The 23,397-nt window shown below is 72.0% G+C and carries 27 protein-coding genes; 19 read left to right on the top strand and 8 right to left on the bottom strand.

Annotation, left to right across the window (positions count from 1 at the left end):
* Positions 1-3 precede the first annotated feature (3 nt).
* The 5 genes from BO64_RS11750 to BO64_RS11730 form a co-directional block, all read right to left on the bottom strand.
* Complete coding sequence (locus BO64_RS11750; RefSeq protein ID WP_496403494.1) at positions 4-483, bottom strand: (2Fe-2S)-binding protein; 480 nt, start codon at positions 481-483, stop codon at positions 4-6.
* Positions 484-603: 120 nt separating this feature from the next.
* Positions 604-1,971, bottom strand: a complete 1,368-nt coding sequence (locus BO64_RS11745; RefSeq protein ID WP_496403493.1) for a sensor histidine kinase — start codon at positions 1,969-1,971, stop codon at positions 604-606.
* A 154-nt stretch (positions 1,972-2,125) separates the two neighbouring features.
* On the bottom strand, positions 2,126-2,833 hold the full coding sequence (locus tag BO64_RS11740) for a TPM domain-containing protein (RefSeq protein ID WP_496403492.1): 708 nt from the start codon (positions 2,831-2,833) through the stop codon (positions 2,126-2,128).
* 1 nt (position 2,834) lies between these two features.
* Complete coding sequence (locus BO64_RS11735) at positions 2,835-3,638, bottom strand: TPM domain-containing protein (RefSeq protein WP_496403491.1); 804 nt, start codon at positions 3,636-3,638, stop codon at positions 2,835-2,837.
* Positions 3,635-4,282 carry a LemA family protein gene (locus BO64_RS11730; RefSeq protein ID WP_496403490.1) on the bottom strand — a complete coding sequence of 216 codons (648 nt, stop codon included), beginning with the start codon at positions 4,280-4,282 and terminating at the stop codon, positions 3,635-3,637. Before BO64_RS11730 ends, BO64_RS11735 begins: the two co-directional genes overlap by 4 nt.
* Before the next feature lie 125 nt (positions 4,283-4,407).
* Between BO64_RS11730 and BO64_RS11725 the strand changes: the two genes are divergently transcribed.
* From BO64_RS11725 to BO64_RS11700, 6 genes are all read left to right on the top strand, one after another.
* Entirely contained in the window at positions 4,408-5,175 is a 768-nt protein-coding gene (locus BO64_RS11725; RefSeq protein WP_496403489.1) for an SAM-dependent methyltransferase, read from the top strand.
* A 93-nt stretch (positions 5,176-5,268) separates the two neighbouring features.
* On the top strand, positions 5,269-6,543 hold the full coding sequence (locus BO64_RS11720; RefSeq protein ID WP_496403675.1) for a metal-dependent hydrolase family protein: 1,275 nt from the start codon (positions 5,269-5,271) through the stop codon (positions 6,541-6,543).
* Between the two features lie 140 nt (positions 6,544-6,683).
* Positions 6,684-7,844 (top strand): DegT/DnrJ/EryC1/StrS family aminotransferase, encoded by a 1,161-nt coding sequence (locus tag BO64_RS11715; protein WP_496403488.1) that lies wholly within the window; start codon positions 6,684-6,686, stop codon positions 7,842-7,844.
* A 78-nt stretch (positions 7,845-7,922) separates the two neighbouring features.
* Positions 7,923-8,990 carry a lipid A deacylase LpxR family protein gene (locus tag BO64_RS11710; protein WP_496403487.1) on the top strand — a complete coding sequence of 356 codons (1,068 nt, stop codon included), beginning with the start codon at positions 7,923-7,925 and terminating at the stop codon, positions 8,988-8,990.
* A 92-nt stretch (positions 8,991-9,082) separates the two neighbouring features.
* Entirely contained in the window at positions 9,083-9,868 is a 786-nt protein-coding gene (locus tag BO64_RS11705; protein ID WP_496403486.1) for an SDR family NAD(P)-dependent oxidoreductase, read from the top strand.
* Between the two features lie 84 nt (positions 9,869-9,952).
* Positions 9,953-10,897, top strand: a complete 945-nt coding sequence (locus BO64_RS11700; RefSeq protein ID WP_496403485.1) for a hypothetical protein — start codon at positions 9,953-9,955, stop codon at positions 10,895-10,897.
* Between the two features lie 26 nt (positions 10,898-10,923).
* Here the strand turns inward: BO64_RS11700 and BO64_RS11695 are convergent, their stop codons facing one another.
* Entirely contained in the window at positions 10,924-11,154 is a 231-nt protein-coding gene (locus tag BO64_RS11695) for a hypothetical protein (protein WP_496403484.1), read from the bottom strand.
* Between the two features lie 117 nt (positions 11,155-11,271).
* On the opposite strand from BO64_RS11695, the gene BO64_RS11690 reads away from it, so the two are divergent.
* The 10 genes from BO64_RS11690 (at position 11,272) to BO64_RS11645 (ending at position 19,301) form a co-directional block, all read left to right on the top strand.
* Complete coding sequence (locus BO64_RS11690) at positions 11,272-12,018, top strand: YebC/PmpR family DNA-binding transcriptional regulator (RefSeq protein WP_496403483.1); 747 nt, start codon at positions 11,272-11,274, stop codon at positions 12,016-12,018.
* Positions 12,018-12,236: a hypothetical protein gene (locus tag BO64_RS11685; protein ID WP_496403482.1), complete on the top strand. Its 219-nt coding sequence runs from the start codon at positions 12,018-12,020 to the stop codon at positions 12,234-12,236. Before BO64_RS11690 ends, BO64_RS11685 begins: the two co-directional genes overlap by 1 nt.
* Positions 12,237-12,290: 54 nt before the next feature.
* Complete coding sequence (locus tag BO64_RS11680) at positions 12,291-12,992, top strand: MgtC/SapB family protein (RefSeq protein ID WP_496403481.1); 702 nt, start codon at positions 12,291-12,293, stop codon at positions 12,990-12,992.
* 151 nt (positions 12,993-13,143) lie between these two features.
* Positions 13,144-13,626: an SRPBCC family protein gene (locus BO64_RS11675; protein WP_496403480.1), complete on the top strand. Its 483-nt coding sequence runs from the start codon at positions 13,144-13,146 to the stop codon at positions 13,624-13,626.
* Positions 13,627-14,139: 513 nt separating this feature from the next.
* Positions 14,140-14,817 (top strand): peptidylprolyl isomerase, encoded by a 678-nt coding sequence (locus BO64_RS11670; protein WP_496403479.1) that lies wholly within the window; start codon positions 14,140-14,142, stop codon positions 14,815-14,817.
* A gap of 65 nt (positions 14,818-14,882) precedes the next feature.
* Complete coding sequence (locus BO64_RS11665; protein WP_496403478.1) at positions 14,883-16,409, top strand: UbiD family decarboxylase; 1,527 nt, start codon at positions 14,883-14,885, stop codon at positions 16,407-16,409.
* Positions 16,410-16,473: 64 nt separating this feature from the next.
* A complete protein-coding gene (locus BO64_RS11660; RefSeq protein ID WP_496403477.1) occupies positions 16,474-16,875 on the top strand; it encodes an MAPEG family protein in 402 nt (133 codons plus the stop codon).
* Between the two features lie 37 nt (positions 16,876-16,912).
* On the top strand, positions 16,913-18,244 hold the full coding sequence (locus tag BO64_RS11655; protein WP_496403476.1) for a TldD/PmbA family protein: 1,332 nt from the start codon (positions 16,913-16,915) through the stop codon (positions 18,242-18,244).
* A gap of 2 nt (positions 18,245-18,246) precedes the next feature.
* Positions 18,247-19,029: a 3'(2'),5'-bisphosphate nucleotidase CysQ gene (locus BO64_RS11650; RefSeq protein WP_496403674.1), complete on the top strand. Its 783-nt coding sequence runs from the start codon at positions 18,247-18,249 to the stop codon at positions 19,027-19,029.
* A 35-nt stretch (positions 19,030-19,064) separates the two neighbouring features.
* Positions 19,065-19,301, top strand: a complete 237-nt coding sequence (locus tag BO64_RS11645; RefSeq protein WP_496403475.1) for a DUF4170 domain-containing protein — start codon at positions 19,065-19,067, stop codon at positions 19,299-19,301.
* A gap of 5 nt (positions 19,302-19,306) precedes the next feature.
* Here the strand turns inward: BO64_RS11645 and BO64_RS11640 are convergent, their stop codons facing one another.
* Both BO64_RS11640 and BO64_RS11635 read right to left on the bottom strand, forming a co-directional pair.
* Positions 19,307-19,522: a hypothetical protein gene (locus tag BO64_RS11640; protein WP_496403474.1), complete on the bottom strand. Its 216-nt coding sequence runs from the start codon at positions 19,520-19,522 to the stop codon at positions 19,307-19,309.
* A 62-nt stretch (positions 19,523-19,584) separates the two neighbouring features.
* Positions 19,585-20,268: a fused DSP-PTPase phosphatase/NAD kinase-like protein gene (locus BO64_RS11635; RefSeq protein ID WP_496403473.1), complete on the bottom strand. Its 684-nt coding sequence runs from the start codon at positions 20,266-20,268 to the stop codon at positions 19,585-19,587.
* A gap of 87 nt (positions 20,269-20,355) precedes the next feature.
* Between BO64_RS11635 and BO64_RS11630 the strand changes: the two genes are divergently transcribed.
* The 3 genes from BO64_RS11630 to BO64_RS11620 form a co-directional block, all read left to right on the top strand.
* Positions 20,356-22,128 (top strand): ABC transporter ATP-binding protein, encoded by a 1,773-nt coding sequence (locus BO64_RS11630; RefSeq protein WP_496403472.1) that lies wholly within the window; start codon positions 20,356-20,358, stop codon positions 22,126-22,128.
* Positions 22,125-22,826: a lysophospholipid acyltransferase family protein gene (locus tag BO64_RS11625; protein WP_496403471.1), complete on the top strand. Its 702-nt coding sequence runs from the start codon at positions 22,125-22,127 to the stop codon at positions 22,824-22,826. The genes BO64_RS11630 and BO64_RS11625 overlap by 4 nt, the downstream gene beginning before the upstream one ends.
* A 161-nt stretch (positions 22,827-22,987) precedes the next feature.
* Positions 22,988-23,397: hypothetical protein (locus BO64_RS11620; RefSeq protein WP_496403470.1), on the top strand; the 410-nt coding region annotated here is incomplete at its 3' end.

Genomic DNA, 23,397 nt, shown 5'->3' with positions numbered 1-23,397 from the left:
ACCTCAGACCTCCATCTTGTAGCCGCTGGGCTGGCCCGAGGCCTGCTTGATGGCGGCGCGGATGCGGAGATAGGTGGCGCAGCGGCAGATGTTCCCCGCCATGGCCGCGTCGATGTCCGCATCGGTGGGCTTGGGGTTCTTGGCCAGCAGGGCCGCCGCCGACATGATCTGGCCGGCTTGGCAGTAGCCGCACTGGGCCACGTCCAGCTGGGTCCAGGCCTCCTGCACCTTCTTGCCGACGGGGGTGTCGCCGATCCCCTCGATGGTGGTGACCTTGGCCGCCCCCAGGCTCTCGATGGGGATCATGCACGAGCGCATCGGCTCGCCGTCCACATGGACGGTGCAGGCGCCGCATGCGCCCACCCCGCAGCCGTACTTGGGGCCGACGATGCCCAGGCTGTCGCGCAGCACCCACAGGAGCGGGGTGTCCGGGTCTACATCGGCCGTCAGGGTCTTGCCGTTGACGTTGAGGGTGAAAGCCATCGACGCGTCCTCCGCTGGGCGGCCGGATGCTAAGGCTTGGCCGCCGGTTCCCGCAAGGTTGCGGACCGAAGTTACGAAAAGATCCTGCGCTCGTGAGGGGCGCTGCGCCTCCTGGGCGGCCTAGAGCCCCGTCCCCTGCGCGGCGACGGGGAAGCGCATCCGCACCCGCACGCCCTCGCGATCGAAGGCCGGCTCCACCATCCCGCCCTGGGCGCGCAGCCCCACCTCGATCAGCCGGCTGCCGAATCCCTTGCGCTCGCTGGACGCCACCGGCGGCCCGCCCGCCTCGGTCCACTCCAGCACCGTCTGTCCCGCTTCCGGGGCCGACCAGCTGAGCCGCACCCGCCCCGCCGGCGCCGACAGAGCCCCGTACTTCACCGCATTGGTCGAGAACTCGTGCAACAGGAGGGCCAGGGCCACCGCCACGTCGCCGCCGATGGTCACCACTTCCGGCCCCGCCAGTTCGAAGCGCGCCTCGTCGAACGGGGTCAGGGTGGTCTGCAGCACGTCCCGCAGCCGCACCGGCAGGCCGCCCGAGGCGGTCACCAGGTCCTGGCTGTCGGCCATCGCCTGCAGCCGCGACAGCAGCACCTCCTCGAACTCGGCGACGCTGGCGACGCCCCGGGCCGTCTGGTTGACGATGCCCATCATCACCTGGATGCCGTTCTTGCCCCGGTGGGCCAGCTCGCCCAGCAGCAGGGCGCGGCGCTCCTCGGTGGCCTTGCGCTCGCTGATGTCCAGGGTCGTGCCCACCACCAGGGCCACGCCGCCCTCGTCCTTGGCCACCCGCCCCCGGGCCTGGACCCAGCGGGCGGCGCCGCCCGGCTGATGGGCGGTGCGATGGTCCACCACGAAGTCGCGCCCGGCTCCGTCCCGGGCCCGCTCATAAGCCTCGCGCACCCGGGCCCGGTCCTCGGGGTGGACGAGGGCGCCGTAGCGCTCGATGGGCATGGTCACCCGCTCGGGCGGCAGGCCGAACAGCTCGGCGTTGCGTTCGGACCAGGTGACCTGGCCGCCGCGCACGTCCCATTCCCAGAAGCCCAGGCCCGTAGCCTCCACTGCCGCCTCCAGCCGGTGGCGCTGGGCCTCCAGGGTCTCGGCCGCCCGGCGCAGGGGGGTGATGTCCATCATCAGCCCGTCCCAGACGATGGTCCCGTCCGGCCGGGCCGTGGGCGTGGAGGTGACGCGCCGCCAGGCGACGCCCCCGGCCGCGTCCAGCATCCGCACCTCGATCCCGAAGCGCGACAGGGCGGCGGCGGCCTGGGCCTCGGCCCGCTCCAGGGCCTCCCGATGCTCGGGGAGGATGCGCGCATAGAGCCGGGCGGCGTCGTCGATCACCTCTTCCGGGGCGAGCCCCGTTAGGTCCCGGCACAGGCGGCCCACGGCGACGAAGCGGCGTTCGGAAGCGTCCTTGGCCGTGACCAGCTTGTAGGCCATGCCCAGTTGCAGAAGGTCGGCCGTCTCAATGAAAGACGGCGTGGCCGACACCCATCCCGTCCCGCCTTCATCCAATCGCGCCCCCAACGGCTGGCCTGGGCCTAGCGCAGACGTGGGTCTGCGTGGGCCGCGGACAGGGCATCGTTGACCCTGCCGGGGGCGCCCGCAAGCCCCACAAAGTTAAGAAAGCCGTCTTTTCTCGCGACTACAGGTTGGGCAGAACCGTAACCGCATCCGGAAGTTCATTGGGATTGTCGCCAGGCCGGGCGGGGAATCGTTCGGCCAGCACCTCGGCGCAAAGGCCGATGGCCGCTCGGAAGCCCTCCGCCGGTTCGCCGCGCTTCAGCCCCGCCGTGAGCGCGGCCATGGCCCGCTCCCACACCTGGGGGTCCACCTGGCCGGCGATGCCCTCGTCGGCGATCAGCTCCGCCATGTGCTCGGCGAACGAGACATAGATCAGCACGCCGGTCCGCTCCCGGGTGGCGTGCAGGTTCTTGGCCACGAACTGCTCCTGGGCCCGGCGCAGCACCCGGTCGCGCTTCAGGGCCCGGGGCGTCAGCGCCCGCCGGACCGGCCCGATCGAGACCAGGGCCAGGGTCGCCACGAACAGCACCCCCTGCAGCAGCACCGCCCCGATCAGAGCCCGCCGGGCCGCCGCCTCGGCCGCCCCCGCCGCCTGGGCCGCGGTCCAGCCGCCCAGCAGGTCGGGCGCCTGCACATGCACTCCCGCCAGCAGCAGGAGCGCCGGCCCCAGCAGGGCCACCCCCGCCGCCCAGGCGATGGGCGTCTCGCGATAGTCCGAGCTCTCCTCGGCGGCCACGCAGTAGATCTCGCCCGTGGTCCGGGCCTCGGCCTCCACCACAGCGGCCTCGATGGCCTCGAGGTCTGAAGGGCTCAGCAGCGGCTTGCTCATCTCACCAGCTCCCCGAGGATCCGCCGCCCCCGAACGACCCGCCGCCGCCAGAGAAGCCGCCGCCGCCCCAGCCGCCGCCACCGCCGCCGCCGTGATGGCGGCCTCCGCTCGACAGCAGGATCGGCAGCAGCCACCACAGGTCGCCGCGGCGCCGGCCGCGGCCGCGCCGTCCGAAGGCCCCCATCAGCCCGCCCAGCACCCAGAAGATGATGAGGATGACGAAGATCACCGGGATCGCCGAGCCGCCGTCGCTCGCGCCCCGGGCGGCCTGGGCCTGCGCCGCCTCGGCGACCTTGGCCCGCGCCTCCTCGTCAGGCAGCGACAGCTGGCGCACCAGCTCATCGGTTCCCGCCAGGATGCCCTGCTCGTAGTTCCCGCTCCGGAACGCCGGCAGGATGGCGGTCTGGATGATGATGCTCGACAGGGCGTCGGTGAGCACGCCCTCCAGGCCATAGCCCACCTCGATCCGCACCTTGCGTTCGTTCGGGGCGACGATCAGCAGGGCGCCGTCGTTGCGCTCCCGCGAGCCCACGCCCCAGGCGCGGCCGAGCTGGTAGCCGTAGTCCTCGATCTCGTAGCCCTGCAGGTCCGGCAGGGTGGCCACCACCAGCTGCCGCCCCGTGGAGGCCTCCAGCTGGGCCAGCTCCTGGTCCAGCTTCCGCTCGGCCTCGGGCGAGAGGAGGCCGGCGTTGTCCACCACCCGGCCGGTGAGCGGCGGGAACCTCGGCTGGGCGATCGCCGCCGCCGGGACCAGGACAAGGAGGAGCGCGAGGACGAGTCCCCGCGCCCCCGAAAGCAGGCTCATTGCGGCGGGGCCGATCCGGGCGTCGTCGCCGGCGCGGGCGGGGCCGAGAAGTCCACCGTGGGCGCCGACTGGGCCGCGGCCGTGGCCTCGAACAGCTGCATGGGCTTGGAGCCCGAATGGATGGTCTTGGCCCACAGCACCGTCGGGAAGGTCCGCAGGCTGGTGTTGTAGTCGCGGACGGCCTCGTTGTAGTCGCGCCGCGCCACGGCGATGCGATTCTCGGTGCCTTCCAGCTGGCTCTGCAGGGCCATGAAATTGGCGTTCGACTTCAGGTCCGGATACTGCTCCTGCAGCACCCGGAAGGGCACCAGGGCCATCGACAGCTGGTTCTGGGCCGCGGCATAGCGCTGGAAGGCCGCCGGGTCCTGGGTGATCTCGGGGCCGGACGGGGTGTTGACGATGCCGGCGCGGGCCTGGGTCACGGCCACCAGCACGCTGCTCTCCTGGGCCGCATAGCCCTTCACGGTCGCCACCAGGTTCGGGATCAGGTCGGCCCGCCGCTGATACTGGCTCTGGACGTCGGCCCAGCGCGCCTTGGCGGTCTCTTCCTTGGTCGGGATGGTGTTGATCCCGCAGGCGGCGAGCGCCAGCGGCGCGGCCACGATCAGGACCGCACGGGCGATGCGGCGGAAAAGGCTGGTCATTGGGCTCCCCATCAAGGCCAGGTCACGAACCTGGCCGATGAGTATGTGATCCCGTCCTTGATCTTGCGCAACGTGTGGCGTCCATTCCCCCTGCGCAACTGCAGTGCTTCGGGAGGCGCCAGGACGTGGCCAGGGTGCGGCCGTACTACGCCGACGGCGCCCTCAGCGCCGCCTTCTACGACGAGATCACCGCCGCCGACGCCTCCCTGGCGGGCGACGTGGACTTCTACGCCGGCCTCGTCCCGCCGGGCGGGACGGTCCTGGAGCTAGGCGCCGGCACTGGCCGGGTCAGCCAGGCCTTGGCCGAGCGCGGCGTCTTGGTGACGGGGATCGACCTGTCCCCCGCCATGCTCGCCCGGGCCGAGGCCCGGCGCTCGGCCCTGCCCGAGGACGTCGCCGCCCGCATCACCCTGCGCCGCGGCGACATGGCGGCCCTCGACCTGAAGCGCCTCTTCGACGCCGTCATCTGCCCCTTCTTCACCCTCGCCCACGTTCCGGCGGGCGCGGCGTGGCGCAACACCTTCGCCGTGGCGGCCCGGCACCTGCCGCCCGGGGGCCTGGCCGCCTTCCACCTGCCCCGGCTCGAGATCATGCGCAGCCTGCCCCCGGCCGATCCCAACGCGCCGGTGTTCAGCCGGCCGCTGCCCGACGGCCGCCGCCTGGTCCTGCGCGTTCAGTCGCGCAGCTTCCGCGAGGCGCCCGCCCGGCTGGAGCAGGTGATCGAATATCTGGTGCTCGATCCCGCCGGCCGCCCCGTCCACAGCTCGGCCGAGAAACTGACCTACTGGATGGCCGATCCCCGCCCCCTGGCCGAGGCGGCCGGCCTTGCCCTCGACCGCCCGCCCCAGGACCTCGGCGGGACCGGCGACCTCTGGGTGTTCCGCAAGGCCTGACTCCCGCCCGTTTCCGGGCTTGGCCTTGGCGGACGCCGGTCGTTAAATCCGCCCCCTCGTAGCGTTGGGGGTTCAACCTTGAAGAAATTCGTCCTGGGCGCGCTCGCCGCCGCCCTGCTCGTCTCCGCCGCCCCGGCCCAGACGTCCCAGCTCACCTTCGTCCAGGCCGGACGCGTCCTGCTCGACCCGGCCAGCGGCAAGGTCGAGACCGAGAAGACCCTGGTGGTCCAGAACGGCCGCATCGTGCGCGTGGTCGACGGCTATGCGGCCGAGCCGGGCGGCAAGGTGGTCGACCTGAAGGACAGCTTCGTCCTGCCGGGCCTGATCGACAGCCACGTCCACATCACTGGCCAGCAGGGCCCGACCTCGCGCCTCGACGAGGTGACCCAGTCCTCCGCCGACCAGGCCATGGCTGGCGCCCGCTACGCCCGCCGCACCCTGATGGCCGGCTTCACCACCGTCGCCGACCTCGGCGGCGAGAACCAGGCGGTCTTCGCCCTGCGCCGGGCCATCGCCGCCGGCGACGTCCCCGGCCCGCGGATCATCGCCGCCGGCTCGGCCATCTCGGTCCACGGGGGCCACGGCGACGTGAACGGCTACAGCGAGGACGTCATGCACGTCCTGCGCCCCGGCTCGGTGTGCTCGGGCGCCGACGACTGCCGCCGGGCCGTGCGCGAGCAGGTCTGGAAGGGCGCCGACATCATCAAGATCACCGCCACCGGCGGGGTGCTCTCCAACACCGCCGCGGGCCTCGGCCAGCAGTTCTCCGAGGCCGAGCTCGAGGCCATCGTCGACGCCGCCCACCGCATGGGCCGCAAGGTCACCGCCCACGCCCACGGCGGCGACGGCATCAAGAGCTTCCTGAAGGCCGGCGGCGATTCCATCGAGCACGGCACCTGGCTCGACGCCGAGGGCATCGCCCTGATGAAGAAGAACGGCGCCTATCTGATCCCGACCCTGATGGCCGGCGACTTCGTGGTGGGCATCGCCAAGAGCCCGAACAACTTCTTCACCCCGGCCCAGACCGCCAAGGCCCTGCAGGCCGGCCCGCTGATGCTCGACATGACCCGCCGCGCCCACAAGGCCGGGGTCAAGATCGCCTTCGGCACCGACACCGGCGTCTCCGCCCACGGCGACAACGCCGGCGAGTTCGCCCTGCTGGTCCAGGCGGGCCTCACCCCGCTGGAGGCCATCCAGGCCGCCACGGTCAACGCCGCCGCCCACTTCGACCTCTCCGACGAGATCGGCTCCCTCGCCCCCGGCAAGGCCGCCGACATCATCGCCGTGAAGGGCGACCCGCTGGCCGACGTGAACGTCCTGCGCCAGGTGTCCTTCGTCATGAAGGGCGGCGAGGTCGCCAAGCCGTAGTCATCCTGCGCGCCTTCCCCGCCCGGCGGGGGAGGCGCGTTTCCCCACGCGCCCCCCACGCGCCCCCACGCGCCGGGGGGGAAACACACCGTCACCATCCGTGTTTTGTTGGCGCAGCGCCGCAGTGGCATTCACGCGCCATGATTCCGTTCATCGACCTTCAGGCCCAGCGCGCCCGCCTCGGTCAGCCGCTGGAGGACGCCATCCTCAAGGTGGTCCATTCGGGCGCCTACATCATGGGCCCGGAGATCGCCCAGCTGGAGGCCGAGCTCGCCGCCTTCGGCCAGGCTCCCCACGCCCTCGCCTGCGCCTCGGGCACCGACGCCCTGGTGCTGCCGCTGATGGCCTTCGGGATCGGCCCCGGCGACGCCGTCTTCTGCCCGGCCTTCACCTTCGCCGCCACCGCCGAGGCCGTGCCGCTGGTGGGCGCCTCGCCGGTGTTCGTGGACATCCTGCCCGACACCTACAACCTCGACCCCGCCCGCCTCGAGGCCGCCATCCAGGCGGTGAAGGCCGAGGGCAGGCTCACCCCCAGGGCGATCATCGCCGTCGACCTCTTCGGCCAGCCCGCCGAGTACCCGGCCATCGCCGCCATCGCCGAGGCCCACGGCCTGAAGCTCATCGCCGACAGCGCCCAGGGCTTCGGCTGCACCCTCCACGGCCGGCATCCGATCCACTGGGCCGACGTCACCACCACCAGCTTCTTCCCGGCCAAGCCCCTCGGCTGCTACGGCGACGGCGGGGCGGTGCTCAGCAAGGACGCCCGCCTGCACGACCTGCTGGTCTCCCTGCGGGTCCACGGCCAGGCGGTGAAGTCCGACCTCGAGGGCCGGGTCTTCGACCACGACCCCAAGTACATGAACATGCGGATCGGCCTGAACAGCCGCATGGACACCATCCAGGCCGCCGTCCTGCTGCAGAAGCTCACCATCTTCGCCGACGAGATCGAGGCCCGGAACCGCGTCGCCGCCCGCTACGCCGAGGGCCTTTCCGACGTGGTGACCACGCCCCGGGTCATCGACGGCGGGGTCAGCGTCTGGGCCCAGTACACCATCGAGACCGACAACCGCGACGGCCTCGCCGCGGCCCTGCGCGAACAGGGCGTCCCCACGGCCGTCTATTATCCCCTGCCGCTGCACCGCCAGCCGCCCTACCGCGACTATCCCCAGCCCGGCGGCCTGCCGGTCACCGAGGCCAAGGCCGGCCGGGTGATCAGCCTGCCCATGCACGCCTATCTCGAGCCGGACGTGCAGGACCGGATCATCGCCGCCATCCGCGCCTTCGTGACCAGGGAAGCCTGAAAGCGCCGTCTGGCGCAGGGCGCGGAGCTTGGCCTAAATCCTCGCCTGGGTCCTTTCGGAGTTCGTTGCGGGGGAAGCATGGGTCCGGCCTTGCGGTTCTGCGCGCTCGCGGCCCTCGCCACGGGGCTGGCGGCGGCCGCGCCGGCCCGCGCCCAGGACGCCAACAAGGCCGACGACTGGGTCGCCACCCTGCAGATGGAGAACGAGTTCTTCATCCCCGGCCCCAACGACGATCGCTACTACACCCAGGGTCTGCAGCTGAACGTGCTCACGCCCTCGCGCAGTTCGCCCATCGCCGGCCGCGCCCGCCGCCTGCCGTTCATGGATCCCGAGGCCCGCTTCCGGGGCGGCTTCGTGCTCGGCCAGAGCATCTACACCCCGGAGGACCTCACCCGCGTCGACCCCGATCCCAATGACCGCCCCTACGCCGGCTGGCTCTATGTGGGGGGCGAGGTCATGACCTATTCCGAGAAGCAGCTCGACAGCCTGCAGCTGCAGGTGGGCATGGTCGGCCCCTCGGCCCTCGGCCACTTCGCGCAGAACACCTGGCACAAGCGGGTGAACCACATCCCCGAGGCCAAGGGCTGGGACTATCAGCTCAAGGACGAGCTGGCCTTCGTGGTCTATGGCGAGCGGCGCTGGCGGCCTATCGAGCTGTGGCCCGTGTTCCGCGCCGGCCAGGACGGCCGCCCCGAGCGCACCGAGGGGATCAGCGTCGACGTCACCCCGGCGGTCAATGTCGCCGCCGGCACCGTCCAGGTCTCGGCCGGCCTCGGCGCCACCGTGCGGGTCGGCACGCACCTGGCCGAAGACTACGGACCGCCGCGCATCCGCCCCGCCCCCAGCGGCTCGTCCTTCTTCGGCCCCGCCCGCGACTTCGCCTGGTACGCCTACGCCGGCGCCGAGACCAAGGGCGTCGCCCGGGACATCTTCCTCGACGGCAACACCTTCCGCGACTCCCGCCGGGTGGAGCGCCGCCCCTGGGTGCAGGAGGTCCAGGCCGGGGTGGTGGCCCGCATCTGGCGCCTGCGCCTCACCTATTCCAACGTCTGGCGGACCGAGGAATTCCACGGCCAGAACGGCAGGTCCCGTTTCGCCGCCGTCACCGTCGGCTACGCCTCGGGCCTGCTCGCCCGCCCGCGCTGAACCGCCCGGCCCCGCGGCCTGGCCGGGCGCGCTTGCCCGCGCCGCCGCGCCGTGCCATCCCTGCCTCAAACAGTCGTTTGAAAGGGAACTTCATGGCTCGCCTGCAAGGCCGCACGGCCGTCATCACCGGCGCCGCCAGCGGCATCGGCCGCGCCGCCGCCAACCTGTTCGCCGCCGAGGGCGCCAGCCTGGTCATCGCCGACCGCGCCGACGCCCTGTCCGAAACCGCCGACGAGGTGGCCAAGGCCGGCGGCAAGGTGGTGGCCCTGAAGGGCGATGCGGGCGACGAGGCCTTCGTCCAGAGCCTGGTGGCCAAGGCCCAGTCCGAGTTCGGCGGCCTCGACGTCTTCTGGGCCAACGCCGGCATCTCGGGCGGCTTCCTGCCCCTGCACGAGGCGACCCCCGACTACTGGGCCGAGATCCTGCGGGTGAACCTCATCGGCGCGTTCCTGGGGGTGAAGCACGCCTCGGCGGCCATGATCCCCAACGGCCGCGGCTCGATCATCTGCACCGCCTCGGTGGCCGGCATCCGCTCGGGCGCGGGCGGCGCCGCCTACTCGGCCTCTAAGGCCGGGGTCATCAGCCTCGTCCAGACCGCCTGCAACGAGCTCTACGGCACCGGCGTGCGGGTCAACGCCATCGCCCCCGGCCTCATCGAGACCGGCATGACCAAGCCCATCTTCGACGGCGCCCGGGCCCGCGGCACCGAGGACAAGATCGGCCAGCTCAATCCGCTCACCCGTTACGGCGTCCCCATGGAGATCGCCAACGCCGGCCTGTTCCTGGCCTCGGACGAGTCCTCCTACGTCAACGGCCAGACGATCGCCGTGGACGGGGGCCTGTCCACCTCTCACCCGGTGGTCCGCAAGAAGCGCTGAGCCGCCCGGAGCAGGGAGAGAAGCGGGAGCAAGGAGCGCCGGCCATGACGCATTTCCGCCGCGACGCAGGCTAAGGTGCGCCCCATGCGTCGCCTCGTTCCCGCCCTCGCCCTCCTCGCCGCCGCCTGCGCCTCGACCCCCGAGGTCGCGCCGCCGGCCGCGCCGCCCGATCCATACCTGTCGGTGATCCTGCCGGCGGCCAAGGACGCCCCGCCCGAGCAGGCCGCGGGCCTCGCCAGCGAGCGGATGCGGGTCTGGGTCTGGACCCTCGCCGCCCCGCCGTCCGCCCCCGAGCCCCAGTCCGGCTGGATCGCCCAGGGGCTCGGCGACTTCCTGGCCATCCGCGCCCGGCTGCGGGCGGGCCTGGCCACGCCGGAGGACGCCGCCCACGAATTCGACGCCGCCCTCAAGGCCCATGACGCGGCTCCGGCCGCGCCCGGCGCGGCCCGGGCCCTGCTGCTGGCCCTGCGCTGGGACGAGGCCCTGCGCGAGCGCGGCGCCGGTCAGGATCTCGACGACGTCCTCAAGGCCGCCTTCGACCGCAAGGCCCAGTTCCCGGACGAGACCACCGGCTTCCAGGACCGCCTCCTGAACGCCGCCTGGGGCGCGGCCCAGCTCAATCTGCGCGAGGACTTGGCCCGCCACGTGGCCGGCCGCGACCGGGTCGATCCGCCCGAGTCCATGTTCGGCGGCTGCCTCCAGGCCGTCACCACCATCACCCACGGTTTCGACGCCGGCTTCGACCATCAGGGCTCCCTGGCCGCCCGCACCGTCCGTGGCGTGGTCCGCAACGGCCCGGCCTGGATGGGCGGCCTGCGCAACGGCATGAAGCTGGAAAGCCTGCAGCTCACCCCCGGCGATCCCAGCCGCCAGGTCACGGCGGTCGTCGCCGACACGCGCGGCCGCAAGCGGACGATCCGCTACTGGCCCTACGCCGACGAGGACCTTGAGATCCGCCGCATCCAGCTCCGCCAGGGCCTGTCGCCCGAGGAGACCGCCGCCTGCGGCAAGGCCATCGCCGGCCTCTAGTCCGCCCCCTCCAGGGCAGGCGGCCGCTAGTGCAGGGGGCCCCGCCCCCAGCGCCAGGGCGGCAGGCCCTCCTTCCGGGGGGCGAGGTAGCGCCACAGCATCAGGCCGCCGATCGTGGCCGCCACGCCCAGCAGGAAGGCCGTGGTCGCCGCCGCCGCCGCGGCCGCCGGCACGGCCCGCTGCGGCCCGGCCTGCATCCAGTGGACGATCTCGCCGGTCGGCTCCTCGTAAAGCCTCTCGTCGGTGGGCACGGTCATGGCGAACTCCCGGCTGCGCTGCCACGCCTAACCCTTGCATCCGGCGGGGGTTCCGCGAGGCGGGGCCTTCGGGGTAGAAGCCAGCCGACTTTCCATTCCGAAGCTGATCCACGGACCATGGCCGGACATTCCAAATTCAAGAACATCATGCACCGGAAGGGCCGCGCCGACGCCGCCCGTTCCAAGCTGTTCTCCAAGCTCTCCCGCGAAATCACCGTGGCGGCCAAGTCCGGCCTGCCCGACCCCGACATGAACCCGCGCCTGCGCCTGGCCGTGGCCAACGCCAAGGCCGAGTCCATGCCCAAGGAAAACATCGAGCGGGCCATCAAGAAGGCGTCCGGCGCCGACGCCGAGACCTATGAGGCCATCCGCTACGAGGGCTTCGGCCCCGGCGGCGTCGGCGTCATCGTCGAGGCCCTCACCGACAACCGCAACCGCGCCGCCGCCAATGTGCGGGCGATCTTCTCCAAGCACGGCGGCAACCTCGGCGAAACCAACTCGGTGGCCTTCATGTGGGACCGCCTGGGCCAGATCGTCTATCCGCCCGAGGCCGGCTCCGAGGACAAGGTGATGGAAGCGGCCATCGAGGCCGGCGCCGACGACGTGGAGTCCGACGAGGACGGCCACACCGTCTGGACCGCCTTCGACGCCCTCAGCGAGGTCGCCCAGGCTCTGGAGGCCGTGCTCGGGCCGGCCAAGTCCACCAGCCTCGCCTGGCGGCCCAAGACCCTCACCCCGGTGACCGGCGATGCGGTGGCCAGCCTCATGAAGCTGGTCGACGCCCTGGAAGACGAAGACGACGTGCAGAACGTCTACTTCAACGCCGACATCGCCGCCGAAGAGCTCGAGAAGCTGGCGGGCTGATGGCCAGGCGCCCCGAGGACGATCCGCGGGTCACCGACCTTCGCCGCTACCGCAAGGCGCGCGAACAGGCCCGCCGCCAGCCGCCGCCCCGCCCGCCCCGGGTGGCCGGCCGGGGCGACCCGCAGGGCGTCCTCGGCTCCAACCCCCGCGCCGGGCTGATCCTGGCCGGGGTGGTGATCCTGCTGCTCGTCCTCTGGGTCCTGCCCGCCCTCCTCTGATCCGGAAACGGACGGCGGCGCTCTGCGCTATCCTCCCGGCCAGGGAGCCTGCGCATGGACTTCAGCCAGCTCGATATCGTCCGCTACGTCCTGCCGGTGGCGGGAGCGGCCCTGGCCGGGACGCTGATCGGCATCGAGCGCGAGTCCCGGGGTCATCCGGCGGGCCTGCGCACCCACACCCTCGTCGCCCTCACCTCGGCCCTGCTGATGCTGGCCGCGGTCCACCAGACCGACTGGGTGCCCACCATCTCCCATGAGATCATCCGCATCGACCCGGTGCGGATGGCCCACGGCATCCTCACCGGCATCGGCTTCCTCTGCGGCGGGGTGATCTTCCGCCAGGGGCTCTCGGTCCACGGCCTCACCACCGCCGCCTCCCTCTGGACCACCTCGGCACTCGGCACGCTCTACGGCGTCTCGTCCTTCGGCCTGGCCGTCAGCGGTACGGCGGCCACCATCGTCGTCCTCGTGGCTTTCCGCTGGATCGACGAGCGCCTGCCCGCCAGCAGCATCATCGACGTCACCGTCCGCTACCGGCGCGAGGCGGCGTTCCCCGAGGACGACTTCCACCGGCTGATGGGCGAGCTGAAGCTCAAGCCCCGGGCCGTCCGGCACAAGCTGGTGGGCGCCGGCGGCGCCATCGAGCTCGGCGCCACCCTCCGGGGCCCCAGCAGCGTCCAGACCCGCGCCCTCGCCGAACGCCTCTGCGAAGACCCCCGCATCCTCCGCTTCGAAATCGTCCCGCGGAACGATTGAGGCGGGCGGCCTTTGGGCCCAGCTCCGCGGGCGGGACTTGGCTCGGTTCGCACCCTTTGACCGCTTCCCCCACGCTACGGCTTGGCTACGGTCGCGGCATGGCCCACAGTGTTCCCCGAACCGCATATTCGAAAAACCGAGGGGGAAACTGATGAAGCGCCTGATGCTCGCCGCGGCCCTGGCCGCCGCGCCCGCCGCCCTGCCGGCCGCCGCCGTGGCCGGGGACTATGTCTCCATCGTCCAGGAGGCGGCGGTGAACGCCCCGGCCGAGACGGTCTGGCAGAAGGTCGGCGGCTATTGCGACATCGGGGCTTGGCTGAACACCACCTGCGAGATCACCCAGGGCGCCGACCGCGAGCTGGGCGCCGTGCGCCGCATCGCCGGCCGGGTGGAGGAGGTGATCGTGGCCCGCACCCCGCTCTCCTACACCTACGCCGACGTCGATCCGAAGATCCTCTACCACGGCACGGTGGAGGTCCGGCCGGTGGACGCCCGCAGCTCCAGGATCGTCTACACCCTGTTCTTCGACCAGGCCTCGATCCCTGCCGACCAGCGCGAGGCCAACAGCGCCCGGCGCAAGGCCATGGCCGGCGGCTGGCTGAAAACCATGGTCGGGATCGCCGAGGCCCCCTAGCGTCCGTTCGCCGCGGTTTTCCTCAGCGCTCGGGCCGGGTAGAGACATCCCGTCGGAGGGCAGATGCAAAGACGCAGGCTCGATCGCGCGCAAAGGATGCGCGCCCGTCGGATCTGGTGGGAACGCCACGGCGCCTTCGTGCGCGGGGCCCTGACGGGCAGCCTCCTCACCGCCCTCGTCGCCTGGCTGCTGCAGAGCCTGATCTGAGCCGCCGCGGCCGCCCGCGGCGGCTAGGCCAGCAGGCGGCGCACGCCGAGGATCACCAGCGCCCAGACTCCGGCGCAGAACGCCGCCGCCAGGATCAGGGCGACGAGCCTTGGAATGTGGACGCGAACACGGGGCGGCATGGGCGGCGCTCCCATACAACAAGCTGCACCGTGAACGAGGGCCTAATCCGCCTTCGCCCGTTGCGTCATTTTGGCCCCCCGCCTGTCGATTTGGCCGGATTTCCGCGCCCGCGGCCGCGCCGGGACCCTCTGGCCCGCCGCCGCGGCCCCGCCTAAGGTCGGCGCCATGCTGATCCGCCGCTCCGTCCTCGGCCTCGCCGCCGCCCTCGGCCTCGCCGCCGTCGCCCGCGCCCAGGCGCCCGCCCCCGCGCCCGCGCCCGCGCCCGCCTCGGGCGAGACGGCGGCTGAACCGCCCGCCGCGGCGCCGGCCAATCCCAGGGTCCGCATCGAGACCGCCGAGGGCGCCATCGTCCTCGAGCTTTACGCCGACAAGGCGCCGAAGACCGTGGCCAACTATCTGAAGTACGTGGACCGGGGCCTGTTCGACGGCGCCAGCTTCTACCGGGCCTCCAAGCCGCCGGGCTACGCCCCCAACGACTACGGGGTGATCCAGGGCGGGCTGCAGAACGATCCCAGGAAGGTGCTGCCGCCGGTGGCCCACGAGCCCACCACCCAGACCGGCCTCAAGCATGTGAACGGGACCATCTCCATGGGCCGCCACGCCCCCGGCACCGCCCAGGCCGACTGGTTCATCGTCATCGGCGACCAGGACTATCTCGACGCCGATCCCAAGGACCCGAAGAAGACCCCGGGCTTCGCCGCCTTCGGCCGGGTGATCGAGGGCCTCGACGTCGCCCAGAAGATCCTCGGCAAGCCCGTCGATCCCAACGCCGGGACCGGCGCCATGAAGGGCGAGATGCTGGTCCGCCCGGTCCGCATCACCCGCATCCGCCGGGTGGAGTAGCCGCGGCCGCCGTTCTGGACCCCGCCCGGCCCGGCGGGTAAATCCCCGGCCCGGATGGAGGACTGATGGCTTACCGATCGCTGCGCGAGTTCCTTGAGACCCTGGAGGCCGCGGGCGAGCTGGTCCGCGTCACCGAGCCCGTCTCCTCCGTCCTGGAGATGACCGAGATCCAGCGCCGGCTGCTGGCGGTGGGCGGCCCGGCGGTGCTGTTCGAGAATGTCATCCGCGCCGACGGCGAGCGTTCGTCCATGCCGGCCCTCGTCAACCTGTTCGGCACGGTCAGGCGGGTGGCCATGGGAGTCACCCTCGAGGGCAAGTCGCGCACCACCGCCGCCGAGCTGCGCGAGGTGGGCGAGCTCCTGGCCTTCCTGCGCCAGCCCGAGCCGCCCCGGAGTCTGAAAGACGCCTGGGACATGCTGCCCCTGGCCAAGACCGTGCTGGGGATGCGCCCGGCCACGGTGAAGAAGGCCCCCGTGCAGGAGGTGGTGCTCACCGGCGACGACATCGACCTCGCCAGGCTGCCGATCCAGACCTGCTGGCCCGGCGAGCCCGCGCCGCTGATCACCTGGCCGCTGGTGGTCACCAAGGGCCCGTCCGAGGCCCGGGAGGACGACTACAACCTCGGCATCTACCGGATGCAGGTGCTGGGCAAGAACCGCACCATCATGCGCTGGCTGGCCCACCGGGGCGGCGCCCAGCACCACCGCCGCTGGAAGGCCGAGGGCCGGCGCGAGCCGCTGCCCGCCTGCGCGGTGATCGGGGCCGATCCCGGGACCATCCTCGCCGCCGTCACCCCGGTGCCCGACACCCTCAGCGAGTACCAGTTCGCCGGCCTGCTGCGCGGCGCCAAGCTCGACCTCGTCCCCGCCAGGACGGTGCCGCTCATGGTCCCGGCCCAGGCCGAGATCGTGCTGGAGGGCCACGTCCACCTGGACGACTACGCCGACGAGGGCCCCTACGGCGACCACACCGGCTACTACAATTCCGTCGAGCGCTTCCCGGTGTTCGAGGTCACCGCCATCACCATGCGGAAGGACCCGATCTACCTGACCACCTTCACCGGCCGCCCGCCGGACGAGCCCAGCGTCCTGGGCGAGGCGCTCAACGAGGTGTTCATCCCGCTGATCCGCCAGCAGTTCCCCGAGATCGTGGACTTCTGGCTGCCCCCCGAGGGCTGCAGCTACCGGATCGCGGTGGTGTCCATGAAGAAGGCCTACCCCGGCCACGCCAAGCGCGTGCTCATGGGCGTCTGGAGCTACCTGCGCCAGTTCATGTACACCAAGTGGGTGATCGTCGTGGACGACGACATCGACGCCCGCGACTGGAAGGACGTGATGTGGGCCATCTCCACCCGCATGGACCCGGCCCGGGACATCACGGTGATCGAGAACACCCCCATCGACTATCTGGACTTCGCCTCGCCCGAGAGCGGCCTCGGCTCCAAGATCGGCCTCGACGCCACCAACAAGTGGCCCCCGGAGACCCGGCGCGAATGGGGCGAGAAGCTGTTCATGGACCCGCAGGTGGTCGAGACCGTCACCGAGAAGTGGGCTAAGCTCGGCCTGCCCGGCGACGGCAAGCCGGTGGACTAGCCGAGGCGCGCGCAAACGGGACCGGGCCAGCTGGACTGGGGAACGGGGGGAACTGGACAAGGCCATGGACGTCACCGCATCCGCGCACGCGGTCGCCCTCTGGGCCGGCCTGCACATCTTCCTGCTGCTGGTGCTGGCGGTGCTGGTCACCCGCCAGCGGCGCAAGCATCACGTCTCCCTGGGCGACGGCGGCGTGCCGGCGCTCGGCCAGGCCATCCGCGCCTTCGGCAACGCCACGGAGTATGTGCCGCCCGCCCTCGCCGGCCTCGCCGTCCTGGCCCTGGCCGGCGCCCCGCCGCTGCTGATCCACCCCATTGGCCTGGTGCTGTTCACCGGCCGGGTGCTGCACGCCGTGGGCATCTCTCGCAGCAGCGGCGCCACCCCGCCCCGGGCCCTCGGAACCCTGGCCACCTGGATCGCCTATGTGGCCGTGGGCGCGGCCCTGCTGTTCTACGCCATCCCCTGAGCTTGTTCCGCGGCCCCCGGTCGGCCATATGGCCGGGATGGACGAGAACCTGCTGAACGACGTCGTGACCGCCGCGCTCAAGGCCGGGGCCGACGCGGCCGAAGCCGTGGGCGCCGAACGGCGCAGCCTCTCCGTCAGCGTCCGCGAGGGCGACCTCGAGGAGGTGGAGCGCGAGGAATCCCGGGACCTGGGCCTGCGGGTCTTCGTCGGCCGGCGGCAGGCCGCCGTCTCCGGCTCCGACATCTCCCCCGAGGCCCGCGCCCGGCTGGTGGAGCGGGCCGTGGCCATGGCCAGGCTCGCCCCCGAGGACCCCTACGCCGGCCTCGCCGACCCCGAGATGCTGGCCCGGGGCGAACTGCCCGACCTCGACCTCTATGATCCCACCGAGCCCAGCCCCGAGACCCTGGAGGCCCGGGCCCGCGCCGCCGAGGCCGCCGCCCGCGCCCAGCCCAAGGTCACCAATTCCGACGGCGGCAGCAGTTCCTGGTCCTCGTCCCGCTGGGTGATCGTCACCAGCGGCGGCTTCACCGGCGTCCACCGCGCGTCGGGCTTCTCCATCGGCGCCTCGGCCATCGCCGGCGACGAAAGCGGCATGGAGGTCGGATACGACGGCCGCTCCACCCGCTGGGAGGCCGACCTGCCCTCGCCCGAATCCCTCGGCGCCGAGGCCGGCCGGCGGGCCGCCGCGCGCCTGGGGGCCCGCAAGATCGCCTCCACCACCGCCCCGGTGATCTTCGAGAACCGCCTGGCCGCCTCGCTGCTCGGCCCGCTGGTCGGCGCCATCTCGGGTCCGGCCATCGCCCGCGGCACCTCGTTCCTGAAGGACAGGCTGGGCCGGCCGGTGTTCGGCCCGCACGTGACCGTCACCGACGATCCGCACCGGCCCCGCGGCCTCGGCTCCACGCCGTTCGACGACGAGGGCGTGCGCAACGCCCGCCGCAACCTGATCGACGCCGGGGTGCTGACCACCTGGCTGCTCAACTCGGCCTCGGCCCGGCAGCTCGGCCTGACCACCACCGGTCACGCCTCCCGCGGCCTCGCCGGCCCGCCGGGCGTCTCTCCGTCCAACCTCACCCTCCAGCCGGGGGAAAAGGACCTCCAGGGCCTGATGAAGGACGCCGGCAAGGGCCTCCTCATCACCTCGATGTTCGGCCCCTCGCTCAACGGCAACACCGGCGACTGGTCGGTGGGCTGCGCGGGCTTCTGGTTCGAGGACGGCGAGATCGCCTATCCGGTGAGCGAGATCACCGTCGCCGGCAACCTCATCGACATCTACGGCCGTCTGATCCCGGGCTCCGACCTGGAGTTCCGCGGCGCCACCAACGCCCCGTCGCTGCTGGTCGACGGCCTGGCCATCGCGGGGCGCTGATCCTGGACGACCTCGCCCTTCTTCTGGACGCGGCCCGCGAGGCGGGCGAACTGGCCGAGCGCCTGCGCCGCCGGGGGCTGGAGATCGATTACAAGGCCGGCGGCTCGCCGGTGACCAACGCCGACCTGGCCGCCGACCGGCTGCTGAAGGAGCGCCTGCTCACCGCCCGCCCCAACTACGGCTGGCTGTCCGAAGAGACCGCCGACGATCCCGTGCGCCTGGACCAGCGGCGGATCTTCGTGGTCGATCCCATCGACGGCACCCGCGCCTTCCTCAACGACCGGCCCTGGTGGTCCGTGGCCCTGGCGGTGGTGGACGGCGACCGGCCGGTGGCCGGGGTCGTCTACGCCCCCGAAGTGGGCGAGACCTACGCCGCGGTCCTGGGCGGCGGGGCGACCCTCGACGGCGCCCCCATCCATGTGGGCTCGGCCAAGGCCCTGGAGAACGCCCGCATGGCCGGCGACCCGCGGGTCTTCACCCGGGACGGCTGGCCGGTGCCCTGGCCGCAGATGCATGTGGAGCAGCGCAATTCCACCGCCTACCGCATGTGTCTTGTCGCCGCAGGGGACTTCGACTGCGCCGTGGCCCCCGTGGCCAAGCACGACTGGGACCTGGCCGCCGCCGACCTCATCGCCACCGAGGCGGGCGCCTTCGTGGGCGACCACCTTGGCCATGCTTTCCGCTACAATCGCCCCCGGCCCGTGCAGGCGAGCCTCGTATGCGCCGCGCCGGCCCTCGCCCCATTGATCCTGGACCGGGTCCGGCATATCGGCAGCGCAAACTGACCCTTGGGGTCGCTCAAGAAGCGTAACCGAACATCATGTCCGACGACCAACAGCTCCTTCACCTCGTCATCGGCGGCGAGCTCAAATCCCTGGAAGGCCCGCCCCAGTTCCGCGACCTCTCCAAGATCGACCTCGTGGGCGCCTTCCCGTCCTACGAGGAAGCCGTCCGCGCCTGGCGCGCCAAGGCCCAGGAGACCGTGGACAACGCCCTGATGCGCTATTTCGTGATCCACGCCCACAAGCTGCTCTCGCCGTCGGCCAGCGACGGCTAAGGCGCTCAGTCCCGCACGATGCGGTCGAGGAGCGTCCCGCCACGCCACACCTCGACCGCGTCGCAGCTCTGGTGCTCCCGGAGCAGGCGCTTCGCCCGCTCCCTCAGATCGGCCAGCTCCGTCCAGACCTCCAGGTCCACGAACGGTACGACTCCATCCGCCCTGACGCAGAGCAGGGCGCAGTACTCCTCGGCCGTGTCGACGGTCGACGCCTCCTCCATGCGGCCATTCTGACACGGCCAAGCCGCCGCGTCTGTCGCCCAGATGACACTTAATCGGGCGCTTACTCTCGTCGCAGCAGCCGTTCGGTGAGCAGCGCGCCGAGCATCTGGCTGCGGAACTTCGCCTTCATGCCCGCCGGGTCGTACATCGGGCTCTGCACCCATTCGAGGAAGCTCATGCCGGCCGGCTCGCCCTCCTCCAGGTAGCGCTCGAAGGTGTAGTCCAGCACCCCGGTCTTGCCCTGCTTGATGTGCAGGTAGCGCAGGTGGAGCTGGTCCATGGCCTCGCGGATGGTCTTGCCCTTCCGGAAGTGCATGTAGAGCACGCTCATGATGCCCGCCCGGTCCGCGCCGGACTTGCAGTGCATCAGGGCCGGATATTCGATGGTCTCGAACAGGCGCTTGGCCCCCAGCACCCGCTGCACGCTGGGCACCTCCCGCGAGGTGATGGTGAAGTCCACCATGGTCAGGCCCAGGCGCTGGCAGGCGTCCTTTTCCAGGGCGTGGAAGCTGGCGTCGAACCCGCCCCGCAGGTTGATCACCGTCTTGATCCCCCGCGCCTTCCAGGCCGCCAGCTGGTGCGGCCAGGGCTGGTTGGTGCGGACCAGCTCCTCCGAGATCCAGTGGGCGTTGGAAAAGCCCAGCCGCAGATAGGCGTGGTCCTTCCACAGATAGTCCAGATAGGCCTTCAGGCGCCCGCCCGGCGTCGTCAGGTCGAAGGGGTTCTGGACCGTCTGTTCGTTCATGGCCGCTAAGTAGGGCCTCGCGCCCGGGAGAGGAAGCCGCACCGCACGGCGCTTGACTCCCGCCGCACAACGTCCGACCCCACGCCAATGAGCGAAAGCCCCCCGCCCGAGCTGTCCGGCCGCGCCGTGGCCGCGCGGGTCGCCCGGGCCTATCTGGCCCCGCGCTGGCCGGCCTGGACCGGCGCCCTGATCGCCGGGATCGTCGCGGCCTGGTTCACCACCCGCCTCGTCCAGATCCTGGAGCCGGCGGTGAACGACCTGATGGTCAACCACAAGCCCGGCGCCCTGCTGGTCCTGCCGCTGACCATCGCCGTCTACGCCGTGGCCCGGGCCCTGGCCCAGGTGGCCCAGGCGACCCTCGTCAACCGCATCGGCAACGCCGTGGTCGGCGACATCCAGGTGCAGCTGTTCGGCAAGCTGGTGCGGGCCGACCTCGCCCATCTGCGCAGCCGCCACTCCGGCGCCTACGTCTCCTCAGTGCTGTACGACGCGGGCCTGATCCGCGAGGCGGCCACCTCGGGAGTCATCAACTACACCCAGCACCTGCTGATCGTGATCGGGGCGATCACGGTCATGGTCTCCAATGACCGCAACCTGTCGATCCTGCTGATCGTCGCCCTGCCCGCCGCCGGCTGGATCATGCGCCGGTTCGCCAAGCGCACCACCAAGGCCGCCAAGGGAGCCATGGCCGAGACCTCCGCCCTCTCCACCGCCATCATGGAGAGCCTGGACGGGGTGCGCGTGGTCAAGCTGGAGAACCGCGAGGCCTATGAGGAGGCCCGGGTCAGCGAGGTGGTCCGCCGCCGCCAGAAGCATCTCACCAAGGGGGCCAACGCCCGGGCCCGGGCCGCCCCCGCCACCGAGCTGCTGATGACCCTGATCACCGCCGCGGTGATCGCCTACGCCGGCTGGCGTTCGCAGCAGGGCGGCATGACCGTGGGGGCCTTCGTGGCCTTCATCGCCGCCTTGGGGGTCGCCTCCCAGTCCCTGCGCCAGCTCGCCAATCTGCAGACCGTCTTCGCCGAGGGCCTGTCGGCCGCTCGTCGCCTGTTCGCCGCCCTCGACGTGGAGCCCGAGGTCCGCGAGAAGCCCGGCGCCGCCGCCCTGCCGCCGGGCGAGGCCACGGTGCGCTTCGAGAACGTCGGCTTCAGCTACGGCGCCGACGGGGCGCCCACCCTCTCCGACGTCACCCTGGAGGCCCGCCGCGGCGAAACCGTCGCCCTGGTCGGCCCCTCGGGCGGCGGCAAGAGCACCATCCTCAACCTGATCCCGCGCTTCTACGACGCCACCTCCGGCCGGGTGACGGTGGACGGCCATGACGTGCGCGACGTCACCCTCGCCTCCCTGCGCGACCAGATCGCCCTCGTCACCCAGGAGCCGTTCCTGTTCGACGACACCATCCGGGCCAACATCTGCTACGCCCGGCCCGGCGCCACCCAGGCCCAGGTGGAGGCCGCCGCCAGGGCCGCCGCCGCCCACGACTTCATCATGGCCCTGCCCGACGGCTACGACACCCCCGTGGGCGAGGCCGGGGCGCGTCTCTCGGGCGGCCAGCGCCAGCGCATCGCCATCGCCCGCGCCTTCCTCAAGGACGCCCCCATCCTGCTGCTGGACGAGGCCACCAGCGCCCTCGACACCGAGAGCGAGGCCCAGGTGCAGGCGGCGCTGTCGCGCCTGATGGCCGGCCGCACCACCATGCTCATCGCCCACCGCCTCTCCACCGTGCGTGGGGCCGACCGCATCTATGTCATCGACAAGGGCCGCATCGTCGAGACCGGCGATCACGCCAGCCTGGTCCGCAAGCGCGGGCTCTACGCCCGCCTCGCCAGGAGCCAGCATCTCGAGGCCGAACCGGCTTGAAGAAGATCCTGCGGAGCGATGGGGTCCAGGCCATCCTGGGCTGGCTGCTGGGCGGCTATCTGCGCCTTGTGCTGCGCACGGTGCGCTGGCGGCACGAGAACGTCGAGGCGGTGGAGCCCGTCCTGGCCGACGATTCCCGGGGGGCCATCGCCCTCTTCTGGCATGGCCGCATCCCCCTGTGCCTGGCCACCGCGCCGCAATGGTGGCGCAAGCGCACCCGCTGCATGGTCTCGCCCTCCGCCGACGGCGAGTTCATCGCCCGGGCCCTGCAGATGTCGGGCTTCCCGGCCATCCGCGTCTCCTCGGCCAAGAAGGGCGATGCGGCCAAGGCCCGGGCCGCCGTGGCCGCCATCCGCGAGGCCACCGCCTGGGTGGGCGGCGGCGGCGCCCTGGTGGTCACCCCTGACGGTCCCCGCGGCCCCAATGAGGTCATCCAGCCGGGCGCCCTGCAGATCGCCCGCCGCTCGGGCCAGCCGGTGTTCCTCATGGGCATCGCCGCCCGCCCCGCCTGGCGGCTCGAGGACACCTGGGACAAGGTGATGTTCGCCGCTCCCTTCGGCCGCGGGGCGGTGGTCTGGGAAGGCCCCCTCCATGTCCCCGCCGACGCCGGCGAGGCCGAGATCGCCGCCCTCATCACCGACTGGTCCGCCCGCCTCTCCGCCGCCACCCGCCGCGCCGAGGCCCTGGTCGGCTACTGACCCGCCCGTTGGGCGCCAAGCCGCAGACCACCCGCAAGACACAGGCCGCGCTGGCGCTGTTCCGTGGCCATGCGGGCCTTCCGGGTCCGCTGCGAAGCGGAAATCATTTGCTTTCCCGTCGTTTCTATGTTCTCGTTTTGTTCATGTTCGATCCTGCGGACATGGCCGAGCGCCACGCGCGCATCCTGGCCGAGCTCGCCGAGCTCGGCATGGGCCTCGCCCGCCAGGCCGCCCAGGACGCCGAGGCGGCCGAGAGCCCCGAAGAGCGGGCGAGGGCGGCCCTGGTGTTCCAGCGCATGTCCCGCTCCATCCGCCAAAGCCTCGCCCTGGAGGCCAGGCTGGCCCGCGACCTTGCCCGCGACGCCCGCGAGGAGGAGGCCCGCCGGGCCGAGGCCCGGCGGGAGCGCGTGAACGCCCGCCGCCGGGACATCCGCGAGGGCGTCGAGGCGCTGGTCTGGCGCGAGATGGAGGAACTGGACGAGGACGAGGCCGAGGCCTTCGAGGACCGCATCGACGACGCCGTCCATGAGGAGGTGGTCGCCGAGGGCTTCTTCACCGACCCGCTCGCCGA

The organism is Phenylobacterium composti DSM 19425, from assembly GCF_059568645.1.
The sequence above is the reverse complement of the archived record's forward strand: the minus strand, read 5'-3'. Positions and strand labels throughout refer to the sequence as shown.

Bases quoted from the DNA above. Each gene is read 5' to 3' on its own strand.
- BO64_RS11750 (WP_496403494.1), bottom strand. From the start codon at position 483: ATGGCTTTCACCCTCAACGTCAACGGCAAGACCCTGACGGCCGATGTA.
- BO64_RS11740 (WP_496403492.1), bottom strand. From the start codon at position 2,833: ATGAGCAAGCCGCTGCTGAGCCCTTCAGACCTCGAGGCCATCGAGGCC.
- BO64_RS11735 (WP_496403491.1), bottom strand. From the start codon at position 3,638: ATGAGCCTGCTTTCGGGGGCGCGGGGACTCGTCCTCGCGCTCCTCCTT.
- BO64_RS11730 (WP_496403490.1), bottom strand. From the start codon at position 4,282: ATGACCAGCCTTTTCCGCCGCATCGCCCGTGCGGTCCTGATCGTGGCC.
- BO64_RS11715 (WP_496403488.1), top strand. From the start codon at position 6,684: ATGATTCCGTTCATCGACCTTCAGGCCCAGCGCGCCCGCCTCGGTCAG.
- BO64_RS11710 (WP_496403487.1), top strand. From the start codon at position 7,923: ATGGGTCCGGCCTTGCGGTTCTGCGCGCTCGCGGCCCTCGCCACGGGG.
- BO64_RS11705 (WP_496403486.1), top strand. From the start codon at position 9,083: ATGGCTCGCCTGCAAGGCCGCACGGCCGTCATCACCGGCGCCGCCAGC.
- BO64_RS11700 (WP_496403485.1), top strand. From the start codon at position 9,953: ATGCGTCGCCTCGTTCCCGCCCTCGCCCTCCTCGCCGCCGCCTGCGCC.
- BO64_RS11695 (WP_496403484.1), bottom strand. From the start codon at position 11,154: ATGACCGTGCCCACCGACGAGAGGCTTTACGAGGAGCCGACCGGCGAG.
- BO64_RS11690 (WP_496403483.1), top strand. From the start codon at position 11,272: ATGGCCGGACATTCCAAATTCAAGAACATCATGCACCGGAAGGGCCGC.
- BO64_RS11685 (WP_496403482.1), top strand. From the start codon at position 12,018: ATGGCCAGGCGCCCCGAGGACGATCCGCGGGTCACCGACCTTCGCCGC.
- BO64_RS11680 (WP_496403481.1), top strand. From the start codon at position 12,291: ATGGACTTCAGCCAGCTCGATATCGTCCGCTACGTCCTGCCGGTGGCG.
- BO64_RS11675 (WP_496403480.1), top strand. From the start codon at position 13,144: ATGAAGCGCCTGATGCTCGCCGCGGCCCTGGCCGCCGCGCCCGCCGCC.
- BO64_RS11670 (WP_496403479.1), top strand. From the start codon at position 14,140: ATGCTGATCCGCCGCTCCGTCCTCGGCCTCGCCGCCGCCCTCGGCCTC.
- BO64_RS11665 (WP_496403478.1), top strand. From the start codon at position 14,883: ATGGCTTACCGATCGCTGCGCGAGTTCCTTGAGACCCTGGAGGCCGCG.
- BO64_RS11660 (WP_496403477.1), top strand. From the start codon at position 16,474: ATGGACGTCACCGCATCCGCGCACGCGGTCGCCCTCTGGGCCGGCCTG.
- BO64_RS11655 (WP_496403476.1), top strand. From the start codon at position 16,913: ATGGACGAGAACCTGCTGAACGACGTCGTGACCGCCGCGCTCAAGGCC.
- BO64_RS11645 (WP_496403475.1), top strand. From the start codon at position 19,065: ATGTCCGACGACCAACAGCTCCTTCACCTCGTCATCGGCGGCGAGCTC.
- BO64_RS11640 (WP_496403474.1), bottom strand. From the start codon at position 19,522: ATGGAGGAGGCGTCGACCGTCGACACGGCCGAGGAGTACTGCGCCCTG.
- BO64_RS11635 (WP_496403473.1), bottom strand. From the start codon at position 20,268: ATGAACGAACAGACGGTCCAGAACCCCTTCGACCTGACGACGCCGGGC.
- BO64_RS11630 (WP_496403472.1), top strand. From the start codon at position 20,356: ATGAGCGAAAGCCCCCCGCCCGAGCTGTCCGGCCGCGCCGTGGCCGCG.